Origin of the sequence: Nostoc sp. (assembly GCF_036919895.1) — a bacterium.
GTDB lineage: Bacteria > Cyanobacteriota > Cyanobacteriia > Cyanobacteriales > Nostocaceae > Nostoc.
Map to the genome: position 1 here is coordinate 1 of NZ_JBALBW010000049.1, position 22,121 is coordinate 22,121.

Here is a 22,121-nt window from a genome sequence, read left to right on the forward strand (position 1 = left end):
GATAATTATTTGTCAAAAAATTATGCTTCGACACAAGTTCTCTATTTAAATAAAGAATTTTCTCTGATTTTTTTTCAAAATGAGAATTGCTGGACTTATAGTAAGCAACTTTAGCCCTAACTATCAACCTTTGATTATTTACGCCCACTTACTTAAACTTTGCCACCTAGACAAAAGACCGAACCTCTCAGTTGCATTTCAGGTCGGAGACTAGGAAGTAAATTAAGTAGTCAGACAGAATTAATTACACAATGTCATTGCGAACGCTTCTCTACTAGACGCTCCACGAACGCTCGCAATGACTGTAAATATTTTTGTCATAAGGCTCAAGTCAGAAAACCCAACCACACGACTGGCTCCCCTACGTATCTTTTCAGAAATCAAACCGGATTCATATATGAGAATTGCAATATGTATGGTTTTAATATAAAGTCAACCTACTTAAAAAGTGTACTTCTGATAACTGATTGACAAATGCAGCACTCTTAAAAAGATCATATTTTCTCGCAGATAGCCAGAAGATATGCCAAGAATTTAATTAACTTGACTTTTTCAAATTTTGGTAGATATACAGCGAAGATATTGTACTTAAATCTACTTTTTTATACTCATCTTCATCTTCATATTCATTAGTATTTTTAAACAGTACGGTAAATGCACCAGCCCCTAACCTGTCTTGAGGAAATATCCGATAACAAGGCATTGTAGTTAAATGCGACTGATATTTAGCTAAATTACTAATTTCCATCGCTTGAAACTGGGGAAAGCGTTCTAAAAACCATTCACAAACTTGCTCATTTTCTTCGAGTGAATATGTGCAAGTCATATAAGCTAAATAGCCTTTTGGTGAAACAATTTTGGCAGAGTTAGCTATAATGCGCTTTTGTCGATTTGCACTTTTGTTAATAGCAGTTGGGTGAAAACATCCGGGTGCTTTTTCTCCTTTAGCAAGCAAAGATTGTCCGGTACAAGGAGCATCTACTATTACTAGATTGCTACAGCCGGGAAACATTTCGGCAAATATACTTGAATCTCTATTAACTACTGCGCTAGAGCTAATCTGGCAACGCTTCAAATTAGAAATTAGCATTCCTAGACGTTTACCAATTACTTCATTACTGATGAGTAATTCTGGTTGTAAAGCTTTCCAAGCGAAGATACTTTTACCTCCTGGTGCGGCACACATATCGAAAACTAAACGTATTGACTGAGGAATTGCTAACAAAGTGGTAGCTGCAAATACCGAAGAAAAATCTAAACAATAGAAATATCCTTGTTGATGCAAGGGATGCTGACCGGGTTTTTCTCCCAGAGATAAACGGTCTATAAATTGTGGTTGCCAATAGGTTGGTGTTTCTACTGCCAAAGGCAAAGTCTCAGGCTTTTCTTGGCACCAAAGAATACTAGGTAAAAAAGGCTGTGGATTCATTAAAGCCTCAATAAACTTTTCTTGCTCATCTAGATTAACGAACAAACGCCGCGAGACTTTAAGTAATAAATTAGAAGGTTTTTCCATCTGGATATATACAATACCAATTTTCAATCATCTATAACCTGACTTCCTTAATTACGAATTACGAATTAGTAAAATTAGGTTGTATCAAAATCTAAATCAAACTGTTACATGAGAACAATGTAATCAAGGCTTTTGGCTTCATACTCAAAATATAATGACCGCCATTCAGAACGCAATGGCCAAGCTACCCCACTGCACCGGAGAAGGTCATGTTCTTAGATAGTTTTCCGCAAAAGTTACGCAAAGAAGCACAATTATGGAGGGATGAAGGATTAATTAGTTCTTCGCTGTATGAGCAAATAGCAGAACGTTATCAATTTAAAAACCTGGAAGCTGCTGCACGCGATCGCAATAAAGCGATCGCCATTGCTGTAGGCAGCATCCTTTTATGCTTGGGCATAATTACCTTTGTATCAGGAAACTGGCAAGGAGGATCGCGAGAAGTCAAATTTATTCTGATGATGAGTTTGTTTTTTGCGATCGCGATCGCCGGTTTTTACAATTGGATAACACCTGAAGGGAAGAAGCCGCAAAAAAGTAAACGCTTACTGGGAGAAGGGTTACTCATTTTAAGCGCCTTCATTTTCGGCGCAAATATACTGCTGATGGCCCAGATGTTCAATATCGCTGGTTCAACTTCCCAACTTTTTCTCGCCTGGGGGTTGGGTGTTGTAGTGATGGCCTTCAGTTTGTCCATAAATTCTTTAGGAATTCTGTCAATTGTCCTCGTGGAAATCGGGTATTGGACAGGATTAGAAGACTTATGGTACGCTTCAGGTGAGTTAACTTGGTCGCGCTTAGTGGTGCAGCATCTGCCTTTATTGGCATGGCTGGTGTTTGTCCCCTTAGCCTACTTCTGCCGATCGCGTTGGATTTTTGGTCTAGCAGCCTTTGTTTTTGCTAGTTCCTTACAAGCTAACCTTAATCCTCTGCCACTGCTGAATTATGCTGATATAGCGCCTTGGGTGGCATCTTTTGCTTTTGCACTGCCACCTGCATTATTCTGGAGTTATGATGATCTGCTGTTTCCAACCATAAATTACAGATTGTTTCAATCTCTAGCCCGTAATTTAGCGTTGTTAAGCTTTGGCGTTGTCTTTTACGTTCTGTCTTTTCGTTGGGTTTGGGAATCTCCAAATTATGGTTATAATCAACCAACGAACGTGACAAACTTGTTCCAATCTCTGCCGATCATCGATTTGGGGATTCTCAGTGGCTTGGCGGTATTGCAATGGTTGTTTCTACTGCGTCAAAGAAATAATCCTCCGCGCCGCGAAGTGATTTTCACAACTGCTGTTATTGGTACTTTTCTCGCCTTTATTACCATCGTACCTTTTTGGCATCAAACTGTCAGCCGGATTGATGAACTTGGTGTTTTTATTTTCAATGTACTTCTAGCAACATTAGCCTGGGGACTAATTCAAGAAGGATTGAAATTAAGCAACAGAACTTCCTTTTGGGGAGGTATGCTGTTAGTGACACTGCAAATTGTCAGTCGCGTACAAGAGTACGATACCGACTTACTTTTCAAGTCCCTAGTCTTTATCTTGTGCGGTTCCGCTTTAATTAGCTCTGGACTCTGGTTTGAACGCCGTTTACCTGGTGGCTCTAGCTCTGCAAGTAAAAAGTAGTACAAATTCAGCATGGGCTAAACGCCCCGCAACGCTAACAGAATTCAGGAATCTCCCCATCATCGAAATCTCTGTGCGTCAAAATTTTTAAAGTTTCTCTGCGTTAGTCCTAATCTCGTTACTTTTGACCTCCTCAATTCCTCTGCTTTTTAGGACTACGCTCATGACTAATAGTTCTTCTGAATCTAAAAATAAAACCTTGTCTCCCGAAGCCGAATTCTCCAATAAGGTAACTTTTCGGGATTACTTGATTGCTAGCGAACAAAAATCGAATAAGCCCTTACCTTTTTGGCGGTTACTAGCTCCCTTAGCGCTGCAAACAGGGTTAATTATGGCAGTACCAGCCCAAGCCGTTTATACAGATGTGACAGGTAAGACGGTGATTTTGCAAACCGTACCTGTAGACCCTAACAATGCGATAGATGGTAACACCCTAGACTTAGATTACAACATATCCCGTACCTCAAATTTGAGTAGATTACCTGGTTGGCAAACATTAGTCAGCAAAGGTCGGGGAAGCGGCAGAAGATTGCCGGATGGAACCAATATCTACGTGACTTTGCAAGAGCAACTATCTACTGGTCGCGGTGTTCCTAGAGCTTGGAGACCGTTACGAGTCAGTAGAGATCGTCCAACATCTCTAAGAGCCAATCAGGTAGCCTTAAAAGGTGTTTATCAGGATGGTTCCGTTAACTACGGCTTAGAAACCTATTACATCCCAGAAAACCAACGCCAGCAAATTACCAACGATTTGCGAACCCAACGCGCCCGTAGAGGACAAGTACCCCCTATTGTGGTGAAAGCGAAAGTAGATCCACAGGGTAAGGCAGTGCCGGTCAGTATGTGGGTGCGCGATCGCAACTATCGCTTTTAAGCTGTTAGGCGTGTAAACATGCAAGATTTTTCTCCAAAGTTCTGAGCGCCGACTTTCGACGCTCAGAATTTTCTATTTTTTAATACTAGGAGACGAGTTAACAATTACAAAGCATCCAGAATTTGATAACCTGCAACTTGGATTATTACGCGAACGGTAAAATATAAATATAAAAAATACACAAAAACTAGTACTCATACATACATTTTTCAGTAAATAATATGAAGATTATGCAAAGATATTTATGGGATTATAGACATATAAGTAAATTTCCGGTATGTAATTGCTATCAGGTTATTAAGATGTTTCCTATTTTCAAGTATCGAAATAATAGATTATTTTTCGTGATTAACAGTCTTAGAGGGTGTTGCGATCGCGACAAATAATTCATTAACAAATACTTGTTAAGTCTGGAAATTACTAGTTCTGACACTGTGAACTTCCGATCGAAGAATGCCCAATCTCAGAGTTCTCTGTGAATTCCGACTTAAAAATTTTTGTCGAGAGATTAAGGCCTTCAGGGGTTAAACCTGTATCACACTCAGTTGAGGAAAGTTAATATTATGCCCAGACTAATTGTTTCTTCTCCCTCGATCGTAGGCACTTCTGGTTCGGATTTAGTGGTAGGCCAAGAGGATAATGCATTGCCAGCAATTGGAATTGAGGTTCTAGAAAACGGAGTCATTGAAACTAGAGGAGGTAACGACACTATCAAGGGTAGTGGCACTGGTGGCAACGACTCTGAAGGTGACGGCACAGGTATTGCTAACAGTGGCATCATCAATGCAGGTAAAGGAGATGATACTATCTCTGGCACAGGCACTGGCGGCTTCGATTATCGATTCCATAGCCCTGGTATCGGTATCTCTAACACTCAGGGCGGCTATATTAATGGAGGAGATGGAAAAGATTCGATCTTCGGAATCGGAAACTACAGTTACAGTTTAGGGATAAGCTTTGCTACAGGCATCCAAAACACTCAGCATAGCCGCATTGATGGAGGAAAAGGGGACGACTCGATCTCTGGAACTGGAATTGGGCCAGCAGATGCTATAGGAATCTCTAATACTGAGAGCAGTAATATTAATGGAGGAGAAGGGAACGATTCCATCTCTGGAACTGGAACTGGTAGCACGGACTATTCCGGGGGAGATGGTACAGGCATCTCCAACAGTGGTGGTAGCGTGATTAGTGGAGGGAAAGGAAACGATTCTATTACTGGTATCGGCAAGGGCAGTGATGCATATTTAGAACCTTTTAGATCGTTCGATGCGGGTAATGGTATAGGTATCTCCAACAGCAAGGGTAGCATCATCAGTGGAGGGCAAGGAAACGACTTCATCTCTGGCACAGGCACCGGCGGTGAAGGTGTCTATGATAGCCCTTTTGGCGAGGTTGGGCCAAGTGTAGGTACAGGCATTGTTAACAGTGGCATCATCAGTTTAGGCGATGGCAACGATACCATCATTGGTACAGGCATTAGTCAAGGCATAGGTTTTCTTAATACTAATGGCATTATCTGTGGAGGAGCAGGAAATGATACCCTTACTGGCTATGGCAGCAGTATTGGCATTCAAGGCGGCACGATTGATGGTGGAAGCGGTAACGATTACTTCAAAGCCCGACGAATTGATGATAGCGGTAATCCAGTTTCAGACCAAGGGGGCGCTATTGCCGATGTCTTGATTAAGGGTGGATTTGGAGCCGACACATTTGATGTTGGTTACGGTAATGCTACAATCGATGGTGGCTGCGGATGGGACAAGCTAATTCTGCCTGATTTAAAAAGTGATTACACTATTCTAGGCACCTCTAATAATTACACAATTCAACGCGATCGGTTCACCCTGAATGTGTTAAATGTTGAGGAAATCGTCTTTTCTGGCGCTTCCTCTACTCTGGGTACCTAATCGGATTCAAGAGAGCCATCTAGAACAAAAAACCTTTAATAGGTATACAGACGAATGGCACTAAGAAAAGCGTAAATCCTGAATCTGGCTGACTTTTGGGTATAAGGGTGTAGGGGTTGCACAATCAAGAATTAAAAACTAAATAATACTTACAAATCAACTACTTCCTCTACACCCCCATAGCCAGAAGAAGCAAGGGTTTTACTTTTTCTTCGTGACATTCGTTTTTTTCTCTTTTTTAATTAGCGATCGCACCACAAATTTACTAGTATTCCAAAACACACTACTAAGGCACAATCAGCACTGGACAAGGGGAAAGGTTAATAACGCGAGTTGTCACACTATCATCCGCTCCCTCTTCAGTCAAGCCTAGCCCCCGACAGCCCATGATAATTAAATCGGCCCCGATTTCATCAGCGACATCGCAGATAGTAAAAGCTGGTTTACCTTGCCTTTCCAGAATTTCGGATGTAATTCCTTGCCCAGAAAATAAAGATTGGGCACTTTCTAGCAGTTTAGCAACTACCTCCGGTGACACCATCGGATCTGCACTAGGCGCATCTGGAGCATCTTTTGGCGGTTCTTCTACGACAGACAGCAGCACCAAACGACTGCTGTACTTTTTGACGATGTTGGTAACAACATCAGCAGCTTCCCGCGTTTCCCGGCTTTGATCGATAGGAAATAGTACTGTCTTAAATATCTCTATCACTTGGGTACCCCTGACTCCGGTAAAATCTTGATGGTTCTACTTTCAAAACAATAACAAAAAGGCAATCAGGAGAGTTTGGTGTGTCCAAAAAAAGTTTAGCAAGTTTATCTTCAGCTGATATATCTGGGAAACGTGCCTTAGTGCGGGTTGACTTTAACGTGCCTGTGGACGATCAAGGCAAGATTACCGACGATACTCGCATTCGCGCCGCTCTACCCACCATCCAAGATTTGACGCAGAAGGGTGCTAAAGTCATTCTCGCAAGTCATTTTGGCCGTCCCAAGGGTGTGGATGACAAATTACGCCTAACTCCCGTTGCCAAGCGTCTCTCTGAGTTACTGGGGCAAGAAGTTATTAAAACTGATGACTCCATTGGCGATGAAGTTGCAGCTAAAGTTGCCGCACTGCAAAATGGCCAAGTGCTGTTACTAGAAAATGTCCGTTTTTATCCAGAAGAAGAGAAAAACGACCCAGAATTTGCCAAAAAATTGGCAGCTAATGCTGATTTTTATGTAAATGATGCTTTTGGCACTGCACACCGCGCCCATGCTTCTACTGAAGGTGTGACTAAATTCCTCAGTCCTTCTGTGGCTGGATATTTGGTTGAGAAGGAATTGCAATATCTGCAAAACGCCATTGAAAATCCCCAACGTCCTTTGGCGGCAATTATTGGCGGTTCCAAAGTTTCCAGCAAAATTGGCGTGATTGAAACGCTGCTGGAGAAGTGCGACAAGCTAATCATTGGTGGTGGGATGATTTTCACCTTTTACAAAGCCCGTGGTTTGAATGTTGGTAAGTCGTTGGTGGAAGAAGACAAGCTAGAACTAGCAAAGTCTTTGGAAGCTAAAGCTAAGGAACGGGGTGTTGCTTTACTATTACCCACAGATGTGGTATTGGCAGATAACTTTGCCCCTGATGCCAATTCTCAAACCGTTAGCATTGAGAATATCCCCGATGGTTGGATGGGTTTGGATATTGGGCCAGACTCGGTGAAATTTTTCCAAGAAGCCCTTGCAGATACCAAAACGGTAATTTGGAACGGGCCGATGGGTGTGTTTGAGTTTGATAAGTTTGCCGCAGGTACAGAAGCGATCGCTCATACTCTTGCCGAAATCGGTAAAACTGGCACAACCACTATCATTGGTGGCGGTGACTCAGTAGCGGCTGTGGAAAAGGTTGGTTTAGCAGACCAAATGAGCCACATCTCCACTGGTGGCGGCGCTAGCTTAGAGTTACTTGAAGGCAAGGTATTGCCTGGAATTGCGGCTTTAGATGATGCGTAATTAGGGATTGGGGATTGGGGAATGGGGAATGGGGAATGGGAAATAAGATTAAAAATACTATTTTCCAATCCCAATCCCCAATGCCCAATCCTCAGTACCCAGTACCCGATCCCCAATCCCTAAATATGGAAACTAAATGGCTGGAATGGGCGCAAAAGTTGCAAGCGATCGCTCAAAATGGTCTAACTTATTCTGAAGGGCCTTTTGATATTGAACGCTATAAGCAATTACGAGCGATCGCCACAGAAATCATGGCGACTTTCTCGAATGTAGAACACACTTATATCCTCGATTTATTTAGCCGTGAAATCGGGTATGCAACTCCCAAGGTTGATGTGCGAGCAGCGATTTTTCGGGATAATACTATATTGTTAGTTAAAGAAAGAGCTGATGGCTGTTGGAGTTTACCTGGTGGATGGGCTGATGTTGGCGAGTCGCCCAGTGAAGTAGTTGTGAAAGAAGTATATGAAGAATCTGGATATGAAGCACGCGCGAGCAAATTACTAGCAGTTTATGACAGAGATAAACAGGGACATCCCCCGTTTCCGTTTTATGTCTATAAGCTGTTTTTTCACTGCGAAATTATCGGTGGTTCTCCATCATCTAGTATTGAAACTGAAGATGTAGTTTTTTTTGCTGAAGATACTTTACCAAAACTTTCTATCGGACGGGTGACACCAAGACAAATCACCCGACTTTTCCACCATTACCGCAATCCAGATTTACCAACAGATTTTGATTGAAAGTAGCCTTCACCTTAACTATAAAAAGTCAGGTTTATCCTTCCCTCAACGCCCAATTTCAACATCTTCGAGAATGCCTAGTGCGTCGGGGACGAGGACGGCTGCTGAATAGTAAGCAGTAACGAGGTAAGAGATGATGGCCTTTTCGCTGATGCCCATGAATCGGACAGACAAGCTGGGTTGATATTCGTCGGGGATACCAGTTTGATGTAAGCCGATAACGCCCTGGTCTTCCTCGCCAGTGCGGAGTACAAGGATGGAGCTAGTCTGGGTATTGCTGATGGGGATTTTATTACACGGAAGAATGGGTACGCCCCGCCAAGCGGACACCATACTGCCGTCCAAATCAATGCTTTCTGAATAGATGCCAAGGCGATTGCACTCCCGACCGAAAGCCGCAATGGTACGGGGGTGAGCCAGGAAGAATTTCGACTTCCTCCGCCGAGTCAGTAGTTCGTCAAGGTCGTCGGGGGTGGGTGGCCCGGTACGGGTGTAGATGCGTTGTTTGAGATCGGCGTTGTGTAACAAACCGAATTGACGGTTGTTGATTAATTCGTGTTCTTGGCGTTCTCGCAATGCCTCAATGGTCAGCCGCAGTTGTTGTTCGGTCTGGTTCATCGGTTGATTATACAGATCCGCCACTCGACTACTTACTCGCAAGACAGTTTGGGCGACGCTCAACTCATATTCGCGGGGTGAGAGTTCGTAATCTACGAAGGTTCCCGGCAAATCAGTTTCTCCGAGATGCCCCGATGTCACCTCAATGGAGGCTTCTCCATACTTGTTCTGTGGTGCTTGTGGGCGGGTTCTGAAGCGATCGACATGAGCCTGTAGCGCCTCGGACTGGTTGAGCAGATCCCGAAATGCCTGTTGTGGTAGCGCCAATACTGTAGTTCGAGTCAGAGCCTGGATTGTGAACTGCCAACTGCTCTGGGAATCTAGCAACACCTGACCACCAAAATAATCGCCATCGGCTAACACACCCAACACGGGCTGCTCACCATACTTGCCAACACCAATCTTGTTCACCTTGCCATGTGCGATCAGAAAAAGCTGATTGGCTGCCTGACCTGACTGCACTATGATGTCACCAGGTGCAAATTCCTGCTGAACAAACCGACTCGCCAACGCATTCAACACTTCAACGTCGTCAAATCCTTGCAGCAACGGCAACTCACCAAGTTCCTGGGGAATCACCTGCACCTCGGCTCCGGTGTTAGAGAAACTCAACCGCCCATCACCTACGGTATAGGTCAACCGACGGTTTACTCGATAAGTGCCACCCTTGGTCTGTACCCACGGCAACATCTTTAACAACCACCGCGAGGTAATACCTTGCATCTGTGGTGCAGATTTAGTTGTCGTAGATAAATTACGGGCAGCAGCCGTACTCAAACTGAGCCGGGAATGCTCATTCTCAACATCTAAATTCGATTCAATAGAATCCGTCATCACCTTATCCTCTTAGTTAATAACAAAAGTGCCCGACCCAATAGGTGAGAGGTTAAGGTTATAAGACTTTTGTCAGAAAGTAATATTGCTGAAAATATTCCCAAATTTTTAGGAAGGAGCAAATCTCCTCAGAGAAACTGAAAAGTCAGTACAAAACTGATTTTAATCCTCGTTTTTCAGCGTAATTTCTCATTGACAAAGGTCATTTTGCCTTAACCTCTGATGAATGTTTAGAGGCCGATTTGTACGTCTTCTAAGATTCCGAGTGCATCAGGGACGAGGACAGCTGCTGAATAGTAAGCGGTAACGAGATAAGAGATAATCGCCTTTTCGCTAATGCCCATGAATCGGACAGACAGACTGGGTTGGTATTCGTCAGGGATACCAGTTTGATGTAAGCCAATCACCCCTTGCTTTTCTACACCAGTGCGAAGCAACAGGATGGAACTAGTGCGGGCATTGCTAATGGGAATCTTGTTGCAGGGAAAGATGGGCACGCCCCGCCAAGCAGGTACTCGGTTGCCACCCAGGTCGATGCTTTGTGGATAGAGACCGAGGCGGTTGGCCTCCCGACCGAAGGCAGCGATCGTGCGAGGGTGAGCCAGGAAGAATGCCGGCTCTTTCCACACCGTGGCCAGCAGTTCGTCAAGGTCGTCGGGGGTAGGTGGGCCACTGCGGGTATAAATGCGCTGTTTAAGGTCGGCGTTGTGTAACAAGCCGAATTGACGGTTGTTGATCAATTCATGTTCTTGACGTTCCCGCAAAGCCTCAATGGTCAGCCGTAATTGTTGTTCGGTCTGATTCATCGGTTCGTTGTACAGATCCGCCACCCGAGTACTCACTCGTAATACGGTTTGGGCAACGCTCAATTCATATTCGCGGGGTGAGAGTTCGTAATCTACAAAGGTTCCGGGCAATTCAGTTTCCCCAATATGTCCTGAACTCACCTCAATGGAAGCTTCACCGTACTCGTTCTGTTGTCCTTCTGGGCGAGTTCTGAAGCCATCGACGTGAGCTTGTAGCGCCTCAGATTGGTTGAGAAGTTCCCGAAATGCCTGTTGTGGTAGGACTAATACCGTGGTTCGGGTAACTGCTTTGGCTGTGAATTCCCAATTGCTCTGGGACTCTAGCAACACCTGACCACCAAAATAGTCACCGTCAGCCAACACACCCAGCACGGTCTGTTCGTCATACTTGCCAACACCAATCTTGTCCACCTTGCCATGAGCGATCAGAAAAAGCTGATTGGCTGGTTGGCCTAACTCCACGATCGTGTCACCAGGGGCAAACTCCTGCTGAACAAACCGACCCGCCAACGCATTCAATACTTCAACGTTGTCAAACCCTCGCAGCAATGGCAGTTCACCAAGTTCCTGGGGTATTACCTGTACATCGGCTCCGGTGTTGGAGAAACTCAACCGCCCATCACCTACGGTATAGGTTAGCCGACGGTTTACGCGATAAGTACCACCTTTGGTTTGTACCCAAGGTAACAGTTTCAACAACCACCGTGAGGTAATGCCCTGCATCTGCGGTGCAGATTTGGTCGTAGTCGCCAAGTTACGCGCAGCAGATGTACTCAAACTCAGCCGGGGATGCTCATTCTCAACATCCAAATTTGACTCAATAGATTCTGTCATAATCTAACCCTCTATTCTATAGTTACTAAAAAAACCGATCTTGGATTCACACCACCAAACTCTATTCACTGACAAAAGAACCCAACCCGACTTGACCGAGGACTGAACTTAAACCCCCTGCACCGATCAACGATCTGATCCGCGCAGCCGAAGTACCCAGACCTGTAGGGCCATTGAGTAGCCGCCCTTCTGGCGAACTATTACGCAATTCAAATTCCTTATAGCGGTCTACCGTCACATGCCACTTGAGGACACCGCACATCCACTGCTGTAGTTTCTCGACGTATCCATACAGTTTCTCGCGGGTACTTGCGTCTAAGTCGAAATCGTCGAAGAGGGCTGGCAGTTCGGTAGCGACGATGTGTTCAAATTGGCGAGCGCGAGAGGTCATCAGATTGTTAACCACCTCGACAGCCTGCGGCAGATCGCAGTTGAGGAATTGCTGAACTACCAGCACGCCGTTATTGAGTTCGCCCTCGAATTCTATTTCTTTTTGGTAAGAGAAGATATCGTTGGTCAAACAGGCAAAGTCTGCGGCTGAATTTTCCAGTTGGCGCATCGATCGCGTCCGGTAGATTTCCTGCGGGATCTCGTCGCCCTGAGCTAGTCGAGATAAGCTCATCGTCAGATCCGAGCCAAAGGTCTTACGGCGCATCTCAACATAATCAATCGGGTCTGGAATCCGGTTTTGGATTTGATTGGCGAGTTCCCATAACCAGCTTTCGGTCATATCCGCGATCGCACGGCGGAACTGACCCCGCGCGTTTTGGGACATGGGGCCAGCTGTGCGAGACCACAGATCGGCCAAGCCACGTTCTACTGGGTTGGTCGGTAAGGGGATGGGGCTGGAGTCAAGAGGCATAAACGCCAACAGTCGAGCGTTAAATACTTTTGCACCCGCCATGTTGCGGCTGTGTCCGTAGAGTGCTGGGAAATAATCGTCAGCATAAGTTCCCCAGACAAGCCAGCCCGCCGTCAGATTCAACTCAGCACCGGATGCATTGGGATGGATCAACGCACCGCATAAGGCTACGTCGGCAACATCGAACTTGTGGTCATCCCAGATGACGGCTTCAGGAATACCAGGTAGTGAGTCCAGCATCCCCATCTGGCGGGCCCATTCTTTGGAATGCTGCCGCGCGGCATCCAAATGGGAATTCAAACTTGTAGTGAAGGGCATGTAAAACTTCGGCAGCGTTACTGGCCCCACTGCTTGGTATGGAACATGAGTGAAGTTCTTGAATCTTCCCAAACCCAAGGTGCTGTATAACGATCCAATCCGTGCAGCCGATGTGCCCAGCCCAGTGGGGCCACCGAGAAGTGGTGTGGATGCTGAAGAATTGTCTCCTCCCTTGTTCATGTAACGGCTCGATCGCATGTGCCACTCATGACCGCCTGACTGCCAATCCTGTAGTCCTTTGATGTATAACAAAATGTTCACACGAGCCACCGGGTCTAGTCCGTATTCTTCAAAAAGGGACGACAGTTCTGTAATGGCGGTGTTGTCAAACTGCTGTAACCGCGAGGTCAGCAGTTCATTGGTGAGGTTGGCTGCCTCCTGCGTACTCACATTTAGGAAGCGCTCAAAGACCAACACGCAGTTGGCATTTTCGCCTTCATCTTCGACTTCTCTCTGGTAGGAGAACAGGTCGTTACGAAGATGCACTCCATCAGCAAATGTGTCTTTCAGTACACGCATCGGTCGAGTTGTGGCGATTTCGGCTGGAATCTCAACAAACACAGCATGTTCGACGAGATCGGCTGACCACGGAGCGCCACCAACCTTGCGGCGCATCTCAATGTATTCGATTGGGTTAGCGATCCGATCCTGGCTGATATTGGAGAGTTCCCATAAAGACTCTTCTAGGAGGTTCTTGGTACTCTCGGAAAACCTGCGCCGCCAGTCCGCAGACTTGGTAAATGCGGTACGAGACCACAGGTCGCCTAGACCACGTTCCACCGGGTTGGTGGGAACTGGGGGGGTGTCGGTGGGGTACACTGGCATGAATGCTGGTAGTCGGTTAAGATACTCCTTCGCACCAACCATATCTTGGGTGCGCTTATAGATTTCAAGGAAGTGATCGTCAAAGAAGAACACCCAAACATACCAATCGGTCACTAGGTCAAGCTCCGCCCCTGGTGCATCTGGATGAGTATAGGAACAAAGCAAGGCGTAGTCGTGGGCATCGAATGTCCGCTCGTCCCAAATAGGGGAGCTTTCCGCTTCCTCTTGTGAGCCAAGTATCCCCATTTGGTAAGCCCACGCTTTGGAATGCACTCGTGCCGCTTCTAGATTTGGGTTAAGCCGCGCGGGCCAAGGCATGTAAAATTCTGGCAGTTCAAAGGGTTGCATGATCTGCGCGTAACCTCCTCTGGGGTCTTTTTGCTGTCTTTATTTCGTGGCCGATCTAAGCACCGTTGCATTCTACAAGTATTCTCGCCAACCGGGCTAAGTCCCCACATTTGGTTTCCTCGTAGTGGCTTATATCCAGGCAATAAGACAAGATGCTGTTAATCCAAATAACATTTGAAGTTGTCTATAACTAAAGATAAGGCATTTGAAAAAGCTATTTAAGTCATTACTTATTTCCAATGCTGGTAAATGAATTTTTAGTGATTTATGATGATGCCTTCATAACTTTTCATAGTTTTAGAAAAAAAGCAATCCGTAGACTAAAGCAATTAAACAATAGTTAAATCAAAAACTTAATAATTAGAAGACAGTTAAGACAGTTAAGTAGATAGTTAAATCAAAAACTTAATAATTAGAAGACAGTTAAGACAGTTAAGCAGATAGCCAAAAGATTTAAGACAGTTGTTAAACAATAATTACTAATTGTAACTTTTTCGCAACTAATGTTAACAAAGAATTTCTTGTCATTAAAAGGTACAACAACGATTAATTAAAAATTATGCTATTTGGCGTGAAATACTTATCCTAAAATAGTTTTTCACTTATAACAGATTGCGGGTGGGGCCAAAAGCGATCGCAGCCAGTAGTCTGTTTCTTTGAGAGAGTTATTCATTAAAGGTTATTTATAAAAAAAAATCAAATTATCCTACGGTGGGTTCAGCGCATATTTTCAGATGATTTGTCACAAAAATTTCATCAAAGCGCCTAACGCCTAGCTGCGCGAACAAGTCGGGAAACCCGCCCAACGCGCTGGTTCACCGTAACACTCCCTAACTTTTGATTTACTTTATAAGTAGTCTCTGAAGTAGATGAGTAATATTTTTAATTTTTAATTACTTTGAGGTGTCACCTCAGCACTAGGTGTCGGTGTAGGTTCAGGTGTGGGGGTTTCTGTGGGAGTTGGCGTAGAAGTTGGTGTTGGTGTTTCTGTGGGAGTTGGTGTTTCTGTGGGAGTTGGTGTTGGTGTTGGTGTTGGCGCAGGAGTGGGATTTTCCGCCGTGATGGTGAGTCGATAGTCTTCTGGTTTCGATGCTGTGGAAACCACGACAAACTCGTAAAAACCTTTTTCTGGTAATTTTTTTGATAAACTGCGCTGGGGAGAATCTTCTAAAAGTTGGATTTTGCCAGATGGTGAATATATTGATAACAAAACTTGGGAATTTGCTTGTAGTTTCAATTCCAAAGATTGATCTTTCGCAAGTCCAGCAATAAATACTTTACCATCACCTGCTTGGAGAGTACCGTTGACTGTTTTCCCAGTTGCGCCCGGATCAAAAACAAGCTTCTGAAAAGCGCTACCGTTGAGGATCGCACTAAGTTTATCGCTTACAAAACCGTACCAAACTTGTCCAATTGGCTGATCTCGAAAATCTTTACCACGCTGTTCAGGAAATACACTTAAAAAAGCTGCGTCTCCTAAATCATACAAAGAACGACTACCAACATTGATTTTGTTGACTTCCACTTTCCAGCGATCGCGTTCAGCACTTGTATAACTTCCCAGTTGTCGGCGGGTGTTGGAACTCAATGGCGCGAGTTTTTCCAGCAATTCTGAGGCTGTTTTATCCCATTCTGCCCGTAAACCCTCATCTTCAGGTCCATCGCTGAGAGTGCGTCCCCGTAAACTGGGGTTTCTATCCCAAAAAGCTTGATTTACCAAGTTCACGTAGAAGTTAGAGTTAATCCCCAACTGTTGACGGCGATCGCTTAATCTTTCTTTGCGCTGTCGTTCTGCTGGTGAATATTGCGCTAAAGGATCGGTTGGTTGGTTACTGGTTGGAATTGGGCTGGCTGTAGGAGTAGGTGGGACTTCTACAACATTATTGCGGCGGCTATTCAGTCCCCACGAAATTAATCCAACACTACCAACTACCGCCGCCGCCACTAGGAAGGTTTTTGTTGGTGTCCACCAGCTTGTGGACTGAGGGGATGGGGGAGATGAGGAAAATGAGGGGGATGGGGAAGAAGGTGGAGAGATGGCGACAGTGGCGGATGTGGGTTGTGGTGGGGTGGGATATTGAGTTGGGGGAAAGTTAGCTGGGGGTGGGTTGAGGGCTTCGAGTACTTGACGGACTGATTGATAGCGATCGCTTGGTCTAGCAGAGAGCATTTTATCTAATACCTGCGCCAAAATCGGACTGACGTTGACATCTCGTCGCCACTGCCAGGTAAGATTATAGGTATCAATTAATTCCTGTGGTTGTTTCCCTGTCAGTAAAACCAACATTGTTGCCGCCAAGGCGTACAAGTCGCTGTGGGGAGATACTAACCCAGTTTGCATCTGTTCTGGGGGAGCAAATCCAATCTTACCTAATAGGGTTGGTGATGGGGGAGGTGCAACTGCGCCGGGTTGGTAATATTGGGAAGCAACGGCTGCTACTACTTGTTTGACACCGCCAAAATCAATTAACACTGGCAATTTGTCAACAGTGCGAAGCATTAAGTTATCTGGAGAAATATCTCGATGAATTACTCCTAGTGAATGGATGTATTCTAACACTGGCAAAATTTGCTGCAACAATTGGCGTATTTCCGCTTCTGTAAAGCGCAAACCTTGCTGTAACCGGTTATTTAATAAAGAATTGTAAGTTTCCCCTTCTACATAATCTTGCACCAAAAATAGATATTCTTTGCCCTCTAAGTTCAGCCGAAGCAGTTCCCGGAAGCGGGGAATTTGGGGATGTTGCAATTTATAGAGAACACTTGCTTCTCTCTCAAACAGTTCTTCTGCTTTTTGGACAACGTAAGCGGTTTGAACTTGGGGAGAAAATTCTTTTAAAACACAAAGTTCGCGGAAACGGTTGACATCTTCAGCTAAATAAGTGCGTCCAAAGCCACCCTGGCCGATTTGGCGCACAATCACATAGCGATCGCCTAAAGTTATTCCCGGCTGGATACTATTACTCATGGGCTTATCCAACAAATTTTCACCACACTGGAGACAAAATCGGCTACCTGGAGAATTTTCATGTCCTTTAGAACAATATATTTTTGTCATTTGTCGTTTGTCATTTGTCATTAGTTATTACTAACTTTTCTCCAGTCCCAAGTCCCCAATCCCCTTAATTGCCAGATTGTACTTTACTGACTCGATCGGCTGCGATCGCATACCAAATTTGACCGAAAGTCTTTTGATTCAGTTTGCCACGCTCCTGACCAGGAAACAACCGATCAAATTTTTCATTTGTGTCTTTGTTCAGTTGCTCAAGTGTATAGTTCCCCAATTGGCCGGATCGCGCTTGTTGTCTCCATGTATCGTAATCTTTTTGACTGTACTTACCTAATTTCCGACGAGCTTCTGTACTGAGGTTAGCCTGTTCTATTTTATTCAATAAATCGTCAGCGATACCAGACCATTCATCTCGTAAACTAGCATCTTCAGTTTTAGATGTCAGGCTACGTCCTTTTAATTCCGGCTTTTTTGTATAAAATAAATCATCTACGAAGGGAATAAAAAATCCTTCAGTAATTTCTAGCTTTTGGCGACGACTGATAATTTCCTTGAGATTAGGATTTTTACCTTTGTCGCTACCTGGTTTACCGCTTGGAAAGTAGGGGATTTGTGGTAATGAAATTGATGGGATGGTGATTGAAGATACGCCCCGAATGACTGCATTTACTACTCCCCAAGCACCTGCGCCAGTTAAGACAATTAAAGCTGTTCCCCCTAAACTCATCATAAAAGGGCGAATCCAAATAGGGAAAGATATCGGTTTAGCGATTGCTTGCGTTCTATTCTGGAATCTACTCACAATCGCGCTGGCGCGTTGTCTTCCCGGAGCAACTACCATCGTCTTAATCTTGGTGGTAATATAATTTCCAGGTGATTTAGTCGCAGTTGCCGATGGTAAATCTTTGAGGACTTGCTCGGCTCGTTGATAGCGATCGCTCGGTTTATAAGCCAGCATCTTTTTTAACACCGCTTCCAATTGGGGACTAACTCGGATTTGTTTTCCCCATCCCCAAATTCCCTGATAGCTGTCGTATAATTTTTGCGGTTCTTGACCTGTAAGCAATACAAGTGTTGTTACCGCTAAAGAGTATAAATCACTACTAAAAAATGCTTTTCCTTGCCGTAGCTGTTCTTCTGGAGCGTAGCCTTTTTTACCCAGCAAAGTATTATTTCCAACCAACTTAGTCCGCCAAAAACCTTGAGAAGCTGGCAATTGCTTGACACCACCAAAATCAATCAGCACGGGTAAATTATCAGAACGCCGCCAAATCAAATTGTCAGGAGAGATATCACGGTGAACTACATCTTGTGAGTGGATGTAGGCTAATACAGGTAAAATCTGTTGCAGTAGGGTGATTACTTCTTCTTCACTGAAAGTCTTTCCTTGGCTCTCGCGTTGTTCTAATAATTGGTAGTAATTATCACCATCCACATAATCTTGCACTAGAAAGAAAAAATCTTTAGTGCCTATCTTCACTTGTAGCGAGGCGTGAAAACGCGGAATCTGTGGATGCTGGAGTTTTTTCAGAACATTGGCTTCTCGCTCAAATAGCTCTTTAGCTTTTTGTAAATCTTGATGTTCTTGGACTTGGGGTGCAAATTCCTTCAGCACACAGGTTTGATGGGATTTACTTATATCCTCCGCCAAATAAGTGCGTCCAAAGCCACCCTGCCCTAAATGACGGATAATTTGATAGCGATTATCCACCACCTGTCCCACAGCAAGAGGTAATGGTTCACCACAATGGGTACAAAAGCGGCTACTACCATTATTTGTGTGTTGTTTACTGCAATAAAGCTGCATGGTGCTGAAGGATAAATTAATGTTTTATTGAATGACTACAACGCACATACCCTCATTTTCGGATATCCTACGAATTACGAATTACGAATTACGTTAGCGCAGCGTTAGCAACGTAGGCGCGTCATTACGAATTATTTTAACGGTGTTGGTTCTATTTCAGGATAAACAACAAGCGTCATGAACCGCAAACCACGACAGCAGCAAGTCATTAAAGCATTTGAAGATTTTTTGTCTACTCCCCTAGAAACGATACTGCAACGGCATCTCAACAGTCAAACTTCGGCAGCTTTAACTTTATTTCATGATGTGGCGGCTAATGTACCTGCCTACAAAGCTTTTTTAGCAGAAAGGGAAATTAATCCCGCGACTATTCAAACCTTGGAGGAGTTTCAAAAACTCCCAGCGATCGCTAAACAAAATTATATACTGCGTTATCCTTTAGCTGACTTGTGCCGGAATGGGCAATTAGAAGCGTGCGACATGATAGCTGCTTCATCAGGTTCTAGTGGTAAACCGACATTTTGGCCTCGTTTTTTCACAGATGAACTCCAAATCACCACACGCTTTGAACAGATTTTTCACGATGGTTTCTATGCAGATACCAGACGTACCCTAGCTGTGATTTGTTTCGCTTTGGGCACTTGGGTAGGTGGGATGTTTACTACTAATTGCTGTCGTTATCTTGCTAGCAAAGGTTATCTCATCACCGTAATTACTCCTGGGAACAACAAAGAAGAAATCTTGCGAGTTGTCCAAGAATTAGGTTCAGCATTTGAGCAAGTTGTATTATTGGGATACCCGCCATTTTTAAAAGATGTGATTGATACTGGTATCGCTCGTGGTGTGGAGTGGCAGCAATATCAGATTAAATTAGTGATGGCAGGAGAAGTATTTAGTGAAGAATGGCGGAGTTTAGTTGGTGAAAGAGTTGGTTCACAAAATCCTTGCTATGATTTTGCATCACTTTATGGCACTGCGGATGCAGGAGTTTTGGGGAATGAAACACCATTAAGTACCTGTATTCGCCGTTTTTTGGCGCAAAATCCTGATGCAGCTAGAGCTTTATTTGGAGAATCACGTTTACCCACGCTAGTACAATACGATCCCTTCACTCGCTTTTTTGAAGTTCAAGATGGCGGATTGTTATTTTCTGGAGATAACGGTATTCCCTTAGTGCGTTATGACATATTGGATACTGGCGGGATAATTAGTTATGATGCGATGCTGCAATTTTTAGCAGAATGGGGATTTAACCCCCTTGAAAATCTGCGTTCTGACACTCAACAATCACCTAGAGGTATTCATCAGCTACCTTTCGTTTATGTATTTGGTCGTTCTAACTTTACAGTTTCCTACTTTGGCGCAAATATCTATCCAGAAAATGTGACGGTGGGATTAGAGCAACCAATAATTCAAGAATGGGTAACGGGTAAATTTGTGTTGCAGGTGAAGGAAGATGCAGACAAGAATCGATTTTTATCTGTGGTTGTGGAGTTAGCGCCAGGAGTAGAGGGGAGTGAAGCTCAAAGACTTGCGATCGCATCTTCTATTCTTTCACAACTGCTCCGCCTAAATAGCGAGTTCGCTAATTATGTTCCCGTAGAATACCAAACACCACAAGTTACATTAGCCCCAATGGGTGATTCCGAATATTTCCCCATTGGAGTGAAACATCGTTATACCCGTCAATAGTGAATGGGACAACAGTTTTCAGTTAAATGCAATTCATCGCTGCAATCAAAAAAGCGATCGCATTTCCATCGTTTTTACATATCTGTTTTACCAGGCGCGATCGAATAGACTAATAACTTTCCTAACTCAGCCCTCTTCAAAGGTACTCACGCAAGAAATCAAAAGGATCGTCTTCCCAACAAGGCTCAGGTATCAGCCAAAACAAACTAGCGCTGATGTCGGCTTCAATTTCATCACCATCGTCTCGATCAAATAGTTCTATCAAAGCTGTCCAATCACGTTCTCTCAAAGACGTTAATGATGGGGCATAAACCTGGAAATTATTTGAGTATTTCACGCGCAAAGTTGTGCTTGACAGCCGTAAAAATTTAGTATAAAAACTTGTAAATAATCAGATTTTAGATTTGACAACCGCAGTTAAATAGTTAATTTGATACTATTAAATATGGGCTACTCTTATCAGTGTCTCATAATTTAAATAGGACTGCTATAGTATTTGTTACATAATTACAAGCTGAATTTACTCAGACCGGAAAAATCCTTAAGGTTGTGATTCGATTAATTCCACTCCAAACACTTCAGCAAAGCACTGTGCTACATAAAGACGCACTTCTTGACAAGTAATATCTGGAATCCATTCGGCTAAACTACCTACAGGTTTATCAGAAATACCGCAGGGTACAATGCGCTCAAAGCCTGTCATGTCTGGACAAACATTTAATGCAAAGCCGTGCATGGTAATCCAACGGCTAACTTTAATCCCAATAGCCGCAACTTTTTGCCCTTGTAACCAAACGCCAGTAAAAGCTGGAATTCTTTCTCCCTGCAACCCATAAACTGCTAATACGCGAATAATCACTTCTTCGAGTTGTCGTAAGTACCAATGCAGGTCTTTACGATAACGTTGCAGATTTAAAATCGGATACCCGACTAGTTGACCGGGACAATGGTAAGTAACCTCGCCGCCTCGTTCAACTCGATGCACATCATATTGACCTTTGTCAATATCAAATTTGAGAAAATCTGAGTTGCTTCCTTGCCCTAGAGTGTAAACGGGTGGATGTTCTAGCAAAATTAACACGTCATCTAGACTGGGGTCATGGATGCGCTCATTGAGGAGCGATCGCTGCCATGCATGAGCATCTAAGTAAGGTATTAATCCTTGGTTATACAGCAAACAACGGTTTTTGTGTGGTTCTATACTACGGATCATGCAAAAAATCAACTGGTATTAGGAACAAAATATATTGTAATTTACAGGATTGAAGTCAATAAATGTTAAGTTTTGCAAAGGATTTTAAAGGAAAGTCAAGGGAATATGCATTAGAAAATACAAAGTGCTAGCTTGAATATACAACCTCGATAGGTTTTAGGAGGAATTCTCTGCAATAAGCATCATGCCAAGACAATAAGAATGATAAATTGGCTGATGGCTCTAATAATCTTGTTTGAAATATAAACAAGATAGACTTCTACAAATACTCTTGTTGTTGATCAA

General features: G+C 44.0%; 15 protein-coding genes. 6 read left to right on the top strand and 9 right to left on the bottom strand.

Annotated elements, in window-relative coordinates; all coding sequences use genetic code 11:
- Nucleotides 1-538: 538 nt before the first annotated feature.
- On the bottom strand, nt 539-1,516 hold the full coding sequence (locus tag V7K55_RS08450) for an RsmB/NOP family class I SAM-dependent RNA methyltransferase (RefSeq protein WP_334830097.1): 978 nt from the start codon (nt 1,514-1,516) through the stop codon (nt 539-541).
- Nucleotides 1,517-1,725: 209 nt separating this feature from the next.
- On the opposite strand from V7K55_RS08450, the gene V7K55_RS08455 reads away from it, so the two are divergent.
- From V7K55_RS08455 to V7K55_RS08465, 3 genes are all read left to right on the top strand, one after another.
- Nucleotides 1,726-3,147: a DUF2157 domain-containing protein gene (locus V7K55_RS08455; RefSeq protein WP_334830099.1), complete on the top strand. Its 1,422-nt coding sequence runs from the start codon at nt 1,726-1,728 to the stop codon at nt 3,145-3,147.
- Between the two features lie 163 nt (nt 3,148-3,310).
- Complete coding sequence (locus V7K55_RS08460) at nt 3,311-4,021, top strand: GDYXXLXY domain-containing protein (protein ID WP_334830101.1); 711 nt, start codon at nt 3,311-3,313, stop codon at nt 4,019-4,021.
- Nucleotides 4,022-4,584: 563 nt separating this feature from the next.
- Nucleotides 4,585-5,931 (top strand): calcium-binding protein, encoded by a 1,347-nt coding sequence (locus V7K55_RS08465; RefSeq protein ID WP_334830103.1) that lies wholly within the window; start codon nt 4,585-4,587, stop codon nt 5,929-5,931.
- A gap of 286 nt (nt 5,932-6,217) precedes the next feature.
- Here V7K55_RS08465 and V7K55_RS08470 read toward each other — a convergent pair whose 3' ends face one another.
- Nucleotides 6,218-6,634, bottom strand: a complete 417-nt coding sequence (locus V7K55_RS08470) for a universal stress protein (RefSeq protein ID WP_334830333.1) — start codon at nt 6,632-6,634, stop codon at nt 6,218-6,220.
- Between the two features lie 89 nt (nt 6,635-6,723).
- Here V7K55_RS08470 and V7K55_RS08475 point away from each other — a divergent pair, with 89 nt between their 5' ends.
- Entirely contained in the window at nt 6,724-7,926 is a 1,203-nt protein-coding gene (locus tag V7K55_RS08475) for a phosphoglycerate kinase (RefSeq protein WP_334830105.1), read from the top strand.
- A gap of 125 nt (nt 7,927-8,051) precedes the next feature.
- Nucleotides 8,052-8,669 (top strand): NUDIX hydrolase, encoded by a 618-nt coding sequence (locus V7K55_RS08480; protein WP_334830335.1) that lies wholly within the window; start codon nt 8,052-8,054, stop codon nt 8,667-8,669.
- A 45-nt stretch (nt 8,670-8,714) separates the two neighbouring features.
- On the opposite strand, the gene V7K55_RS08485 is transcribed toward V7K55_RS08480, so the two are convergent.
- The 5 genes from V7K55_RS08485 to V7K55_RS08505 all read right to left on the bottom strand — a co-directional run bounded on the left by V7K55_RS08485 (nt 8,715) and on the right by V7K55_RS08505 (nt 18,931).
- Nucleotides 8,715-10,121, bottom strand: coding sequence for a family 2B encapsulin nanocompartment shell protein (locus V7K55_RS08485; protein ID WP_334830107.1), 1,407 nt, complete (start codon nt 10,119-10,121; stop codon nt 8,715-8,717).
- A gap of 230 nt (nt 10,122-10,351) precedes the next feature.
- Nucleotides 10,352-11,761, bottom strand: a complete 1,410-nt coding sequence (locus V7K55_RS08490; RefSeq protein WP_334830109.1) for a family 2B encapsulin nanocompartment shell protein — start codon at nt 11,759-11,761, stop codon at nt 10,352-10,354.
- 61 nt (nt 11,762-11,822) lie between these two features.
- Complete coding sequence (locus tag V7K55_RS08495) at nt 11,823-14,114, bottom strand: family 2 encapsulin nanocompartment cargo protein terpene cyclase (protein ID WP_334830111.1); 2,292 nt, start codon at nt 14,112-14,114, stop codon at nt 11,823-11,825.
- 889 nt (nt 14,115-15,003) lie between these two features.
- Nucleotides 15,004-17,172: a serine/threonine-protein kinase gene (locus tag V7K55_RS08500; RefSeq protein WP_334830113.1), complete on the bottom strand. Its 2,169-nt coding sequence runs from the start codon at nt 17,170-17,172 to the stop codon at nt 15,004-15,006.
- A gap of 64 nt (nt 17,173-17,236) precedes the next feature.
- Entirely contained in the window at nt 17,237-18,931 is a 1,695-nt protein-coding gene (locus V7K55_RS08505) for a serine/threonine-protein kinase (protein ID WP_334830115.1), read from the bottom strand.
- Nucleotides 18,932-19,108: 177 nt separating this feature from the next.
- Between V7K55_RS08505 and V7K55_RS08510 the strand changes: the two genes are divergently transcribed.
- Nucleotides 19,109-20,623, top strand: coding sequence for a phenylacetate--CoA ligase family protein (locus tag V7K55_RS08510; RefSeq protein WP_334830117.1), 1,515 nt, complete (start codon nt 19,109-19,111; stop codon nt 20,621-20,623).
- Nucleotides 20,624-20,759: 136 nt separating this feature from the next.
- Here the strand turns inward: V7K55_RS08510 and V7K55_RS08515 are convergent, their stop codons facing one another.
- Together V7K55_RS08515 and lipB are read right to left on the bottom strand one after the other, a co-directional pair.
- Nucleotides 20,760-20,960, bottom strand: a complete 201-nt coding sequence (locus V7K55_RS08515) for a hypothetical protein (RefSeq protein ID WP_334830119.1) — start codon at nt 20,958-20,960, stop codon at nt 20,760-20,762.
- Between the two features lie 204 nt (nt 20,961-21,164).
- Complete coding sequence (lipB, locus tag V7K55_RS08520) at nt 21,165-21,836, bottom strand: lipoyl(octanoyl) transferase LipB (RefSeq protein ID WP_334830121.1); 672 nt, start codon at nt 21,834-21,836, stop codon at nt 21,165-21,167.
- Between the last annotated feature and the right edge of the window lie 285 nt (nt 21,837-22,121).